The 13585-nt window shown below is 68.7% G+C and carries 12 protein-coding genes and 1 pseudogene; all 13 read left to right on the forward strand.

Annotated features, from left to right (window positions below):
• Positions 1-32: 32 nt before the first annotated feature.
• The gene (locus QM806_RS10110) at positions 33-1073 is read left to right on the forward strand and encodes an ABC transporter permease (RefSeq protein WP_005254768.1); all 1041 of its coding nucleotides are present in this window, start codon (positions 33-35) and stop codon (positions 1071-1073) included.
• Positions 1070-1779: pseudogene (locus QM806_RS10115) on the forward strand (ABC transporter ATP-binding protein). The gene QM806_RS10110 and the pseudogene QM806_RS10115 overlap by 4 nt, the downstream one beginning before the upstream one ends.
• 129 nt (positions 1780-1908) lie before the next feature.
• Positions 1909-3291 carry an MFS transporter gene (locus QM806_RS10120; protein WP_037203374.1) on the forward strand — a complete coding sequence of 461 codons (1383 nt, stop codon included), beginning with the start codon at positions 1909-1911 and terminating at the stop codon, positions 3289-3291.
• Positions 3288-4796, forward strand: coding sequence for an aldehyde dehydrogenase (locus QM806_RS10125; protein WP_065488587.1), 1509 nt, complete (start codon positions 3288-3290; stop codon positions 4794-4796). Before QM806_RS10120 ends, QM806_RS10125 begins: the two co-directional genes overlap by 4 nt.
• Positions 4797-4987: 191 nt before the next feature.
• Positions 4988-5917 carry a VOC family protein gene (locus tag QM806_RS10130; RefSeq protein WP_065488589.1) on the forward strand — a complete coding sequence of 310 codons (930 nt, stop codon included), beginning with the start codon at positions 4988-4990 and terminating at the stop codon, positions 5915-5917.
• Positions 5914-6696: an alpha/beta fold hydrolase gene (locus QM806_RS10135; protein ID WP_005573560.1), complete on the forward strand. Its 783-nt coding sequence runs from the start codon at positions 5914-5916 to the stop codon at positions 6694-6696. Before QM806_RS10130 ends, QM806_RS10135 begins: the two co-directional genes overlap by 4 nt.
• 14 nt (positions 6697-6710) lie before the next feature.
• On the forward strand, positions 6711-7217 hold the full coding sequence (locus QM806_RS10140) for a cupin domain-containing protein (protein ID WP_005248926.1): 507 nt from the start codon (positions 6711-6713) through the stop codon (positions 7215-7217).
• Between the two features lie 2 nt (positions 7218-7219).
• Positions 7220-7969 (forward strand): 3-oxoacyl-ACP reductase family protein, encoded by a 750-nt coding sequence (locus tag QM806_RS10145; RefSeq protein ID WP_005573557.1) that lies wholly within the window; start codon positions 7220-7222, stop codon positions 7967-7969.
• 16 nt (positions 7970-7985) lie between these two features.
• A complete protein-coding gene (locus tag QM806_RS10150; protein WP_005573556.1) occupies positions 7986-8768 on the forward strand; it encodes an SDR family oxidoreductase in 783 nt (260 codons plus the stop codon).
• The gene (locus QM806_RS10155; protein WP_081315248.1) at positions 8761-10410 is read left to right on the forward strand and encodes a thiamine pyrophosphate-binding protein; all 1650 of its coding nucleotides are present in this window, start codon (positions 8761-8763) and stop codon (positions 10408-10410) included. The genes QM806_RS10150 and QM806_RS10155 overlap by 8 nt, the downstream gene beginning before the upstream one ends.
• Positions 10407-11537, forward strand: coding sequence for an FAD-dependent monooxygenase (locus QM806_RS10160; RefSeq protein WP_283291284.1), 1131 nt, complete (start codon positions 10407-10409; stop codon positions 11535-11537). Before QM806_RS10155 ends, QM806_RS10160 begins: the two co-directional genes overlap by 4 nt.
• Positions 11538-12686, forward strand: coding sequence for an MBL fold metallo-hydrolase (locus tag QM806_RS10165; protein WP_210461314.1), 1149 nt, complete (start codon positions 11538-11540; stop codon positions 12684-12686). It abuts the gene before it with no gap.
• A gap of 88 nt (positions 12687-12774) precedes the next feature.
• Positions 12775-13509, forward strand: coding sequence for an MBL fold metallo-hydrolase (locus tag QM806_RS10170; RefSeq protein WP_005254757.1), 735 nt, complete (start codon positions 12775-12777; stop codon positions 13507-13509).
• Positions 13510-13585 lie beyond the last annotated feature (76 nt).

Consider the following 13585-nt stretch of genomic DNA (forward strand, 5'->3'; position numbering starts at 1 on the left):
CGGCGTCGGTCGTGATCTGGAGAGGACCACCTGTGTTCGTCGCATCGAGAGACCTGCGTGCCGCGCGTGGTCGATTCGCGCTGATATCCGTCGTCGTGGTGCTGATCGCGCTGCTCGTCACCTTTCTCAGCGGTCTCACGGCCGGACTGCGTCACCAGAACGTGTCCGTCGTGGAACGCATCGACGCCGAGTCGGTGGTCTTCGCCGCCTCCGACGACGGTCCGTCGTTCGACGAGTCCGTGCTGACGTCCGAGCAGGTGGCCGTGTGGCGGCGGAGCGCCGAGTCGGTGCAGCCGATCGGCGTCGGACGAGGCTCGGCGTCGGCAGTAGGAGGTGCGGCGAAGGGGGTGGCACTGGTCGGCGCGGACGGCGGTGTGGGCGACCGTGCACCGTCCGCGCCGGGAACCGTGATCCTCGGGGCCGGCGCGGCGCGATCCCTCGGCGTCGGCGCCGGCGACCGTCTCACCGTCGGCGACGTCACGTTCGCCGTGACCGCGGTCCGCGGCGACGACTGGTACGGCCACAGCCCGGCCGTGTGGATGACGCTCGCCGACTGGCAGCACGCGAACCCACGCGGGGGTGCGGCGACGGTGCTCGCGGTGTCCGGCGGGGACGACGCCACGAACGCCGTCGCGGGGACGACCTCACGAAGTGTGGCCGACTCCTTCTCCGCCATCGGCTCCTATACCTCCGAGAACGGGTCGCTGACGTTGATGACGGTGATGCTGTTCGCGATCTCCGCACTGGTGATCGGCGCGTTCTTCACGGTCTGGACCCTGCAGCGCACCCCCGATGTCGCGACGTTGAAGGCCCTCGGCGCGTCCACCGGGTCGCTCGTGCGGGACGCGCTCGGGCAGGCGCTCGTCGTCCTGCTCGCCGGTGTGGGTGTCGGTGCCGGGACGGCGGCGGTGGCCGGGTCGATGATCGGCGACGCCGTGCCGTTCGTGCTCGACATCGCCACCACTGTCCTGCCCGCCACCGCCCTCGTCGGGCTGGGCCTCCTCGGCGCCGCGTTCGCGCTCCGCTTCCTGTTCACCACCGACCCCCTCACCGCCCTCGGGAGCACACGATGACCACCCCCGCCCTCACCCTCGCCGCCGTCACCCTCACCTACCCCGACGGCGCGGGACGCGTCACCGCCCTCGACTCGGTGTCGCTGACCCTCGGCCGGGGTGAGATCGCCGCGATCACCGGTCCGTCCGGTTCCGGAAAGTCGACGCTCCTCGCGGTGGCGTCGACGCTGATCCGGCCCGACTCGGGCTCCGTCCGGCTGGGCACCACCGAACTCACCGCGCTGAGCGGCGGGAGGCGTCCACGCTGCGGCGCGACCGGATCGGCATCGTGTTCCAGCAGCCCAATCTGGTGTCGTCGTTGACGGCCCTCGAACAATTGGAGGTGATGGCGCATCTCGGGCAGCGGATGTTCGTGCCGCGGCGGGCCGGGCGCGCGAAGGCTCGCGACCTGCTCGACGCCGTCGGCCTCGCAGATCACGCCGGGAAGAGGCCCGCGCAGTTGTCGGGTGGGCAGCGGCAGCGGGTCAACCTGGCCCGGGCGCTGATGAACGATCCGTCGCTGCTGGTCGTCGACGAGCCGACCAGCGCGCTCGACCAGGAACGGGGCGCCGCGATCATGGATCTGATCCTCGGTGTCGTGCGAGAACGCGAGGTCGCGACGCTGCTCGTGACACACGACCGCACGCATCTGTGCAGAATGGATGCAGTCCACCGCGTAGTCGACGGCTCTCTCACCCGTGAGCACTTGTTAACCGCGGAAGGTTAATAAGTACGCACCTGTGTGAATAACATGTTTCTTCCAAAGTCAAGGGTTGACGTTTCTCATGTGCGTGAGATTACATCTTAGTGGTAAGCCTTTGAGGGCTTAAGTAAATGCCTCGACCCGACCCTGAGGATGCTCATGACGACGGTATCGCCCGCCATGGCTGCCACAGCTGAGATGATCAGCGCCCGACTCGAACGCCTGCCGATGAGCAGGTGGCACATCAAGGCCCGCGTCATCGTCGGCGCCGTCACGTTCTTCGACGGCTTCGACCAGCTGATGATCGCGTACTCTCTCCCCGTTCTCATCCCCAAGTGGGGCCTGACCCCCGGTGACATCGCCTGGGTGATCGCCATCGGCGGCATCGGCATGCTCGTCGGCGCCCTCGCCGGCGGCTGGTTCGCCGACCGCGTCGGCCGGCTCAACGTCATCATTTTCTCGCTCGCGCTCTACGCCGTGATGAGCCTCGGCATGGCGTTCACCGACAGCCTGATGCTCTTCCTCGTCTTCCGATTCGTGCAGGGTATCGGCCTCGGCGCCGAGGTCCCGGTGGCAGCGAGCTACATCGGCGAGATCACCAAAGCCCACAAGCGCGGACGATTCGTGCTGCTCTACGAGGTGATCTTCCCGATCGGGCTCGTGATGTCGGCGATCGTGTCGGCGTGGGTGGTCCCGAACTACGGCTACAAGATCCTGTTCGCGCTCGGCGCGCTGCCCGTCGTGCTCCTGCCGCTGCTGTGGAAGCTGCCCGAGTCGCCGCGCTGGCTCGCGTCCCGCGGCCGCTACGAAGACGCGCACAATGCCATGACCCGCATCGAGAACGAGATCACCGAGAAGTACGGCAAGACGCTGCCGGCTCCGCAGCCGCTGCCCGCCGTCACCGTCGACAACCGCCGCGGCACGTTCGCGGAGGCCTTCCGGGGCATCTACCTGCGTAGAACCCTCATGCTCGCGGCGATCTGGGGGTGCGCCTACTTCGTCAACTACGGCATCGCGTCGTGGCTGCCGACGCTGTACCGATCGGCATTCGACGTCAGCGTCGACACCGCCCTGCACTACAGCATCGTCACCAGCGTCGCCGGCCTGATCGGCTGCATCCTCGTCGCGTTCCTCATCGACAACCTCGGACGCCGCATCTGCATCACCGCGTCGATGGTCCTGTGCTCGTCGCTGCTGTTCCTGCTCGCCGCCTCCGGCGCCGACACCGCGACGAAGGTCCTGTTCTGGTCGGCCGGATCCGCGCTGTTCGTCTTCGCCGTCAACATGGCGCTCTACGTCTACACCGCGGAGCTGTACCCGACCCGGATGCGAGCCATCGGCTGCGCGATCGGCGGAGCGAGCGGACGCCTGGGCATCATCGTCGGCCCCCTCGCCGTCGGCGCCATCCTCGACGGGGGCGGCACACTCACCGTCGTCTTCGGAATGTTCGCCGCGGTCGCCATGATCGGTGCCCTCGTGGTCGGCTTCTTCGCCGTCGAAACCCGCGAAAAGACCCTCGAGGAGATCTCCCAGTGACCATCCTCGACACCGCGCCACAGACACTGCCGTTCGTCCCGGTCGCCGACCGGATCCTCGTCGCCGGGCAGTGGCGGCAGGCGAACGGCCCCGCGTTCGCGGTCACGGACCCGTCGAACGGCGAAACCCTGCAGGTGATCCACCAGGCCACCGCCGGCGACGCGGACGAGGCGGTCCGGAAGGGCCGCGCCGCCGCCGACGACCCGGCGTGGCGCGCGCTGCTTCCGCACCAGCGGGCGAAGTACCTGCACCGCATCGCCGACGCCATCGAGGCGAACACGTCGCGGCTCGCGCTGCTGCAGAGCTACAACACCGGCAAGACGGCGGCCGAGACCACCGCACTCGTCGGCAGCGCGGCCGGCACGTTCCGCTACTTCGCCGCCGTCCTCGAAACCGCGGACGACGACCTCACCACCCCGCGCGGCAACTTCCTCACGATGAGCGTTCTCGAGCCCATCGGCGTGGTCGGCGCCATCGCACCGTGGAACTCGCCGGTGGCCAGCGACGCGCAGAAGATCGCCCCCGCCCTGGCGGCAGGCAACGCCGTCGTCCTCAAGCCCGCCGAGTGGACGCCGCTGGTGTCGCTGGAACTGGCGCGGCTCATCGACGATTCGGGATTGCCGAAGGGCCTGCTGTCGGTGCTGCCGGGCAAGGGCTCGGTGGTCGGCGACGCCATCGTCACCCACCCCGGCGTCGGAAAGGTGACGTTCACCGGCGGCACCAACACCGGACGGTCCATCGCCCACGCGGCAGCCGACAAGCTGATGCCCGTGTCGCTCGAACTCGGCGGCAAGTCGCCGACGATCGTGCTGGACGACGCCGACCTCGACGCCGCCGTGAACGGCGTGATGTACGGGATCTTCTCGTCCACCGGGCAGAGCTGCATCGCCGGATCCCGGTTGTTCGTCGACCGCCGCATCTACGACGAATTCCTCGAGAAGCTGGTGGCCAAGACGCAGCGTCTGCGACTCGGGCCCGGCCGCGACCCGGACACCCAGGTCGGACCGATGGTCCACCGCAAGCACCGCGACAGCGTCGCCGCATACGTCGACCTCGCTCGCGAAGAGGGCGGACGAGTGCTGTGCGGCGGGGCGATCCCCGACGACGAACGGCTCCGCGACGGCGCGTACTACCTGCCGACGATCATCGACGGGCTCCCCAACAATTCACGCACCTGCCAGGAGGAGATCTTCGGACCCGTCCTCGTGGTCCTGCCGTTCGACGGGGACGCGGATCTGGTTGCACAGGCGAATGATTCGGTGTTCGGTCTGGCGTCGGGAATCTGGACGGGCGACTACCGTCGTGCCTGGAAACTCGCCCGCCGACTACAGGCCGGCACCGTGTGGATCAACACCTACAAGCAGTTCAGCATCTCGACGCCGTTCGGTGGCGTCAAGGAGAGCGGGCTCGGGGTGGAGAAGGGGCGCAGCGGTATCGCCGCTTACTCGCGGCAGAAGAGCATCTACTGGGGCCTCGACGAGGAACCCAATCCGTGGGCTAATTGAGCGACCCGCTCGTGGGCTGACTGAAGCTTGCTCGCCGAATGTCACACGGGTTCCGTCTGACTGAACCGCTGTCACATCGGCCCACGGGGAAGCTGACGTAATAGGTCGTCCGGAAAGAAATTCCCGTCAGCTCTGTACGACCTATTACTTTAGCGCTAAGATATTGAGACCTAAGCAACTGGAGGCATGCGATGAACCAACCCATAGCCCGGCTGCGGTGCCTGCGCTCCGTCGAACTGCGCACACAGGCCAGCATCGAATCCACCGACTTCTACTCGGAGGTGTGGGGACTGCGCGTGGTCGAGCAGGGCACGGACGGTGCCTGGCTGCGGGGAACCGGTGAGCACCACCACGCGCTGCAACTCACCCAGGCCGAGCGGAACGGCCTCGGCCGCATCACGTTCGCCGTCGCCACGCCGGCCGAGGTCGACGAAGCCGCCCGCCGACTCGAAGTCCGCGGCGTCCCGATCGTCAGCGGCCCGGGACCGGTCGACGATCTCGGCGGCGGCTACGGCGTCAGCCTGGTCGACCCCGAGGGCCGCGTCGTCGAACTGCTCGCCGACGCGCTGGCGGTCCCGAAGCTCGGCCGCGAGGAGGCCGTCCCGGTGGGTGTCACGCACGTCGTCCTCAACACCGTCGACATCGACGCAGCGGTGACGTTCTACTGCGACGTCCTGGGCATGCGGGTCTCCGACTGGTCCGAGCACCAGATGGCGTTCCTGCGCTGCAACACGGACCATCACAGCATCGCGTTCAACCAGGCCGAGTGGACGTCGGTGAATCACGTCGCCTACGAGATGCCCACCGTCGACCACTTCATGCGCGGCATCGGCCGGCTGCGTCACCACGGCACCGTGCCGCTGTGGGGTCCGGGCAAGCACGGCCCCGGCGACAACACGTTCTCCTACTTCGCCGACCCGGCAGGGCTGGTGTGCGAGTACACGTCCGGCATCGCACAGGTCGACGAGGACCGGTGGCTGTGCAAGGTCTGGCGCCGGGTTCCCGAACTCTCCGACCTGTGGGGCACCGCGGGCCCGCCGTCCAAGCAGGTCCGCGACCACATGGCCGGCATCCCCGACCCCGGAGCGTTCGAGCGGTTCGACCTCGGGCGGGCGTCGTGACGCACGTCGTCGAATCCGGTTCCGGCCCCGCGCTGCTTATGCTGCACGGGATCGGTGGCAGCGCAGACAGTTTCGTTCCACAGTTCGACGAACTGTCTTCGTCGCTGCGACTGCTGGCCTGGGACGCTCCCGGCTACGGCCGCAGCGAAGACCCGGGTCGTCCGTTCGACCTCGACGACTACGCCGACGCCGCTGCCGACGTGATCCGCGACCGTTGCGGTGACGCGGGAGCGCACGTCCTGGGAATGTCGTGGGGCGGCGTGATCGCCACCCGGCTGGCGCTGCGCCACCCCGGGCTCGTGCGGAGTCTGCTGCTCGGCAGTTCCACCGTCGGCTCGGGAGCGGACGGCGACGCCGCCGGCCGGATGCGCGCCCGGGCCGCGACGCTCGAGCAGGAAGGCGCGGAAGCCTTTGCTGCCGAACGGGCCCCGCGGCTGCTGTCCGGGACCGCCGGTGACGAACTGACCGCGAAGGCCACGGCGATCATGGCGTCGTCGATCCGGCTGCCCGGCTACGGGTACGCCGCCGAGTCGATGGCGGCCACCGATCACACGGCCGATCTGCCGAAGATCGACATCCCCACACTCGTCCTCGGCGGAGACGAGGACAGAGTGACCGGGGTTCCGGCGAGTCAGGTTCTCGCAGGCGTAATTCCGGGTGCCGTGTTCGTCACCATCCGGGGTGCCGGACACCTCGCGAACCAGGAGCGGCCGGAGGCCTTCAACGCCTGGGTCGAATCCTTCATCCACATCACCGAACGCCTACGCAACCACCTCTAGAGAAGGAGCACGACATGACACTCGAATACGGCACCGCCGATCTGAAGGAATTCACCGACTCGCTGATCCTCACCCGTGGCTCCCGCCACGAGGACTGGGACACCCTGGGCTTCCAGGCCAAGGCCGGCGACCAGTTCAAGCGCGCGCAGATCCGCTACGTCGGCTCCGGCGCGACGGGTAACCACGAGAACGACAACCGCACCATCGTCTCGCGCGGATTCACGTTCTCCAACATGCTGCTTCCCCCCGGCGCCGAGGGCCCGGAGCACACCCACCACGACGCCGAGGAAGCCTTCTTCGTCCTCGAGGGCGAGGTGGAGGTCGGTGTTCACCGCGACGGCCAGGTCGAGAAGCGCACCCTCGGTTACCGCGACATGATCGTCGTCCCGGCCGGAGTTCCGCGCAGCCTGAAGAACAACGGCGACAAGGACGCTCTGTTCTGCGTCATCATCGGCGCGCAGAAGCCGCAGATCCCGACGTACCCCGAGACGTCGGCCATGCACGGCGTGACGCGGGACTGACCATGAGTCTCGACGGCCGCAGCATTCTCGTCACCGGGGCGGGGCGGGGTCTCGGCCTCGCCCTGGCCCGCCGGCTCGGCGAGGACGGCGCCACCCTGTGGCTTGCCGACATCCGCGAGGACTGGGGCGAGGACGCGGCGGCAAGCCTGCGCGCCGACGGCGTCAAGGCGCAGTTCGTCCGGGTCGATCTCCGCGACGCGGAGTCCGTCGACGCGATGGCGGCCACCGTCACCGCCGGCGGCCCGTTGTACGGCCTCGTCAACAACGCGGCCCTCGCGGACGGCGTGGGCGGCAAACCGATTCACGAACTCGACATCGACGAGTGGGACCGGGTGCTGGGCGTCAACCTGCGCGGCACGTTCCTCGTGAGCAGGGCGATCATTCCCTCCATCATCGGGAACGGAGGCGGACGAGTCGTCACCATCGGCTCCGACGCCGCCCTGTACGGTTCGCCGCGTCTCGCGCACTACATCGCCTCCAAGGGTGGGGTGGCCGCGCTGACCCGCGCCATGTCCCGCGACCTCGGCCCGCACGGCATCACCGTCAACACCGTCTCGCCCGGTCTGACCGAAAGCGAATCGGCGCAGAAGGTTCCGGAGCATCGGCACGAGCTGTACCGCCTCAACCGCGCGCTCGAGCGGCCACAGCAGCCGTCGGATCTCGTCGGCGCCGTCGCGTTCCTGATGGGGCCCGAGGCGTCGTACATCACCGGCCAGCAACTCGTCGTCAACGGCGGATTCGTCCTGCACTAGAGAAGGGGACCACGTCGTGGACCTGCAACTGAAAGACCGCACCCACCTGGTGACCGGCGGAAGCTCGGGAGTCGGGCTCGCCACCGTCGCGATGCTGCTCGAGGAGGGCGCCAACGTCGTCACCTGCGCGCGCGACCGCGACCGGCTCGACTCCGTCATCGCACCGCTGCCCGGCAGCGACCGCGTCCTCACCGCGTCCTGCGACGTCCGGGACCCGGCCGCGGTCGCCGCGTTGGTCGACGCCGGTGTCGCCCGATTCGGCGGCCTCGACGGTCTGGTCAACAACGCAGGCAAGTCCCGCATGGTCCCGCGCGGCGAGGCGACCCTCGACGACTGGCGCGACGAACTCGACCTCAAGTTCTCCAGCGTCCTCAACACCGTCGAGGCAGCCCTGCCACTGTTGCGCAAGTCCGGCGCCGCGTCCATCGTCAACATCTCGGCGGTGCTCGCACGTCAGCCCGAGCCGCGGTTGGTCACCACCAGCGCCGCCCGGGCCGGGCTGCTGAACCTCAGCAAGTCGCTGTCGCTCGAACTCGCCGCCGACGGCATCCGCGTCAACTCGGTGTCGCTCGGACTGGTCGACACCGGCCAGTGGCGGCGCCGTTACGAGGAATCCGGCACCGACGCCACATTCGCCGAATGGGAGGCGGAGATCGCCCAGGACCGCGGCATCGGCCTCGGCCGGTTCGGCCGCGCCGACGAGGTGGCCACCATGATCGTGACCCTGCTGTCCCCCCGCTCGTCCTACGTGACGGGCACCAGCCTCGACGTCTGCGGAGGCGTCGCGCGCTATGTCTGAGAGGAACACCATGTCTGTGGGTAATGGGGGCGACCTGCTCGTCCAGGTGCTGCGCGAGGCCGGTGTCGACACCGTCTTCGGCATCGTGAGCGTCCACAACCAGCCCCTGGTGCAGGCGGTCAGCACGCACCTGCGGTTCGTGCCGGTCCGGCACGAGGCCACCGCGGTCAGCGCGGCGGACGGGTACGCCCGGGCCACCGGCGGTCTCGGTTGCGCTCTCACGAGCACCGGCACCGGTGCCGGCAACGCGGCCGGGTCGCTGATCGAATCGCTCAGTGCCGGAACGTCGGTGCTGCACGTGACGGGCAACGTCGAGAGCCGGTACCTCGGCTCGGGTCGCGGATTCATCCACGAGACCAAGGATCAGCTGGGGATGCTGACGGCGACGTCGAAGCATGCCGCCACCATCCTCGACACCGACAGCGCCGGAAAGATGTTGCGGGAAGGCGTCGCCGCCGCGCTCGCCGCGCCCGGCGGACCGTCGAGCATCGAATGGCCGATCGACCTCCAGTACGCGGAGCACGTCATCGACGTCGTCGAGCCGGTGGCGGAGTCGCCGCGCACGCCGGACGTCGACGAGCTGGCCGTCGCCTTCGCCCTGCTGCAGTCGGCGAAACGCCCGGTGATCTGGGCGGGCGGCGGTGTCGCCACGGCCGGTGCCGAGCTGACCGAACTGGTGCAGCAATGGGGAGTCCCGTTGCTCACCAGCAACTCCGGGCGCGGCGCCGTGCCCGAGGACCACCCGCTGTGCATCGGCAACTACGGCAACACCCCCGCGGGGCGCGAGCTCCTCCGGGACGCCGACCTGCTGCTGTCGCTGGGCACCCATTTCCGGTCCAACGAGACCGGCGACTACTCCATGCCCGTCCCCGCCGCACACGTGCAGGTGGACATCGATGCGGCCGCGGTCGGACGCGTCTACCCGGCGCAGGCCGGGGTCACCACCGACATCGCGACGTTCCTCCGGCAGCTGTCGGGCCTGGCGCCCGTCGACGCCGCCTGGACCGAACGTGCCCGCGCCACCCGCGAACTCGTCCGCAGCAAGCAGCGCGCCGGACTCGGCGATCACGCCGTGCTGTGCGACGCCGTGCGTGCCGCGTTCCCGCAGGATTCCGTGATCGCCCGCGACGTCACCATCGCGTCGAGTTCCTGGGGCAACCGGCTGCTGCCGATGTTCGACCCCAAGTCCAACGTCTTCCCCCGCGGCGGCGGCATCGGGCAGGGCCTGGGCATGGCCATCGGTTCCGCACTGGCCGACGAGACGCGTCCCACCCTGGCCCTCGTCGGCGACGGCGGCCTGGCCGTCCACTTCGGCGAGATCCTGACCATGGCGCAGGAGAAGCCGTGGCTGGTGCTGCTCGTGTTCAACGACGGCGGCTACGGTGTGCTGCGCAACATGCAGAAGGGCGGCGGCGAAGACACCTACGCCGTCGACCTCGTCACCCCCGACTTCCCGTTGCTGGCGCAGTCCATCGGTGTGCCGTACCTGCGGATCGGTGGCGCCGCCGAGGCCCACGAGGTGCTCGCCGACGCCGTGTCGCGGCAGGCGCCGGTGATCGTCGAGGTCGATCTCGCCGCCTACGGCGACATGCCGGCACCGTTCACGCCGCCCGTCACGGTCCCCGGAAAGGCTGCACAGTGACCACGGTCGCCGTCTGCGGTGGCGGCATCGGCGGACTCGCCACGGCGATCGCCCTCCGCAAGTTCGGTCTCGACGTCACGGTCTACGAGCAGACGAGGCAGTTCGCCCGCGTCGGCGCCGACATCAACCTCACCCCCAACGCGGTCCGGGCTCTCGACGGACTCGGCATCGGTCCGGCGATCCGCGAATCGGCCGCCCGGCCGCAGTTCCGGATCAGCCGCACGTGGGACACGGGAGCCGAAACGTCCCGGCTGCCGATGGGGGACAGCGCGGAACAGCAGTACGGCGCACCGCAGTTGACCATGCACCGGGGCGACCTCATGACCGCGCTCGAGAACCGGCTGCCGTCGGGTGTCGTCGAAATGGGTCGCCGGGTCAGCGGCGTTGCCGACAGCCGCATCGAGTTCACCGACGGCAGTACGGTTTCCGCCGACGTGATCGTCGGCGCCGACGGCATTCACTCCGCGGTCCGGACCGCTCTCCTCGGGCGGGAACAGCCGACGTTCACCGGGGTCGTGGCGTTCCGCGCCGTCGTCCCCACCGAACGCGTCGGCGACCTGCCGAACCTCGACTGCTTCACCAAGTGGTGGGGGCCGAATCCGTCGACGCAGATCGTGACGTTCCCCCTCAACCAGGGCAAGGACATCTTCGTCTTCGCCACCTGCGGCCAGGAGGAGTGGACCGAGGAATCGTGGACCACACCCGGTTCCGTCACCGAACTGCGTGAGCTGTACCGCGACTTCCACCCCGAGGCGCGAGCCCTGCTCGACGCCTGCGACGACGTCCTGAAATCGGCTCTCTACGTTCGTGACCCGCTGGCATCGTGGACCGACGGGCGCGCCGTGCTCCTCGGCGACGCGGCACATCCGATGATGCCGTTCATGGCGCAGGGCGCTGGCATGGCCATCGAAGACGCCGTCGTCCTGTCCCGCTGCCTGAGCCTGTTCGACGACCCCGCGGTCGCGCTGCAGACCTACCAGGAGACGCGACTGCAGCGGACCTCCCGCATCCAGCGCGGCTCCCGGTCCAACGAGTGGCTGAAGGTCGCAGGCAACGGCGACTGGGTCTACGAATACGACGCCTGGCACGTGCCGCTGGAGTTGGCCGCGGCCCGAACGGACGCGTGAATGGAACCTGTCGGCCGACATCCGCTGTCGAGGCGGCGGGCGCTGGCCCTGCTGGGTTCCGCCGCCACTGCCGTCGCCGCGACGAGCTGCGCGTCCCACACCTCGGACGCGCAGCCGAGTGGTGTGACGCCACCGGACGCCTACGAGTTGTCCGGTGACGTCGACGGCTACGCAACCACGCTGATCCTGCTCGGCACGGCGGCCGGACCCATCGCCGTGCCGGGGCGGAGCGGCACGTCCAGTGTGCTCGTCGTCGGCGACAGACCGTATCTGATCGACGCGGGTCCGTGGTCGAGCCGAAAGCTGATCCAGGCCGGTATCGCCGCGGATTCGCTCGGTGGCGTCTTCGTCACGCACATGCACAGCGATCACATCGCCGATCTGTTCAACGTCTTCTGGCTGCCGGGCGGGACTCCGTCGTACACATTCCGCAACGTGGTGCCGGTGTACGGCCCGGGGTCGGCGGGCAGACTGTCGGCACCGCGTGGCGGCCAGAGTATTCCGATCCAGAGTCCGGCGGCGCCGGCACCCGGACTCACCGATCTGTTCGCGGGCGTACTCGACGCATTCGCCTACGACATCAACATTCGCAACGTCGAAAAGGGCGCCCACTCCGATTACGGGCAGCGGCTGTCGCTGCACGATGTACTGCCACCGGAGTCGGCGGGTGCGTCCGCCGACAACACGGCGCCGGAGATGGAGCCGTTCCCGGTGTTCGAAGACGACCGGGTCCGGGTCACCGCGACACTGGTTCCGCACGGCCCGGTCTACCCCTCGCTGGCGTACCGGTTCGACACGGAGGACGGTGCGGTCACGTTCTCCGGCGACACCGCGAAGTCGCCGAACGTGGTTCGACTCGCCCGGGGATCCGACATCCTCGTCCACGAGGTGATCGACGTCGACTTCTACGCTCAGACTTCGGGTTCCGCACTGGTCGAGCACATGATCCAGGCGCACACCACCGCGCAGGACGTCGGGCGCGTCGCCACCGATGCGGATGTCCGCCAGGTGGTGCTCTCCCACATCGGACCGGGCGACCCCCGGCAGGTCACCGACGACCAGTGGGAACGAGGCGTGAAGTCCACATTCGCCGGCACCGTGACCGTCGGGCACGACCTCGTCCGGATCGGCGTCGGGCAACGCCGGTAGCGCCATCGCGTACCCGCAGGATCTTGCGCGCCGCCGCTGTCCCGAGAAGGCTTGTCCTCACGACACCGTGACGTGATCGGAGCCAGGGATGGACACCACGATTACCGAGATCGCTCCCGACATCTACCGGCTGTCCACGTATCTGGACGAGCCCAACCTGATCATGAACCAGTTCCTCGTCGACGGTGAGGAACCGCTGCTGTTCCACACCGGTCAGCGTGCGCTGTTCCCGTCCGTGTCCGCGGCGGTCGGTCGGCTGATTCCTCTCGACAGACTGCGGTGGATCACGTTCGGGCACGTGGAGGCCGACGAGTGCGGTGCGATGAACTCGTGGCTGGCGGCCGCGCCGAACGCCGAGGTCGCGCACGGGGCGATGGGTTGCTTCGTGCAGGTCAACGACCTCGCCGATCGCATGCCGCGTCCCCTGCAGTACGGCGACGTGATGGAGACGGGCACCAGGCGGGTCCGTCACCTCGACACTCCGCATGTTCCGCACGGGTGGGATGCCGGGCTGGTTTTCGAGGAGACGACGCAGACGCTGTTCTGCGGTGACCTGTTCACCGCATTCGGGCATCATCCGCCTGCCACGGAGGAGGAGATCGTCGGCCCGGCCATCGCGGCCGAGGACATGGGGAACGCGACGTGCCTGTCACCGGCGCTCGGGCCCACGATCCGGGGACTCGCCGATCTGGAGCCTCTGCTGCTGGCGCCGATGCATGCGCCGGTGTTCACCGGTGACTGCGTGCAGAGTCTGCACGACCTCGCACAGGCGTACGAGGAGCGGCTCGCGGCCGAGACCGTGCGGTACCGCGAAGCGGAGTAGCTCGGCCTGTGTTCGACAGATTTCCCCTCAACTGTGGCGTACGATACATCTTAGTGCTAAATTATTGAGCACTAAG

It is taken from the genome of Rhodococcus sp. IEGM 1351 (assembly GCF_030056875.1).
Taxonomy (GTDB): domain Bacteria; phylum Actinomycetota; class Actinomycetes; order Mycobacteriales; family Mycobacteriaceae; genus Rhodococcus_F; species Rhodococcus_F opacus.

Coding starts and splice junctions, on each gene's coding strand:
- QM806_RS10120 (WP_037203374.1), top strand. CDS start 1,909: ATGCTCATGACGACGGTATCGCCCGCCATGGCTGCCACAGCTGAGATG.
- QM806_RS10130 (WP_065488589.1), top strand. CDS start 4,988: ATGAACCAACCCATAGCCCGGCTGCGGTGCCTGCGCTCCGTCGAACTG.
- QM806_RS10140 (WP_005248926.1), top strand. CDS start 6,711: ATGACACTCGAATACGGCACCGCCGATCTGAAGGAATTCACCGACTCG.
- QM806_RS10145 (WP_005573557.1), top strand. CDS start 7,220: ATGAGTCTCGACGGCCGCAGCATTCTCGTCACCGGGGCGGGGCGGGGT.
- QM806_RS10155 (WP_081315248.1), top strand. CDS start 8,761: ATGTCTGAGAGGAACACCATGTCTGTGGGTAATGGGGGCGACCTGCTC.
- QM806_RS10165 (WP_210461314.1), top strand. CDS start 11,538: ATGGAACCTGTCGGCCGACATCCGCTGTCGAGGCGGCGGGCGCTGGCC.
- QM806_RS10170 (WP_005254757.1), top strand. CDS start 12,775: ATGGACACCACGATTACCGAGATCGCTCCCGACATCTACCGGCTGTCC.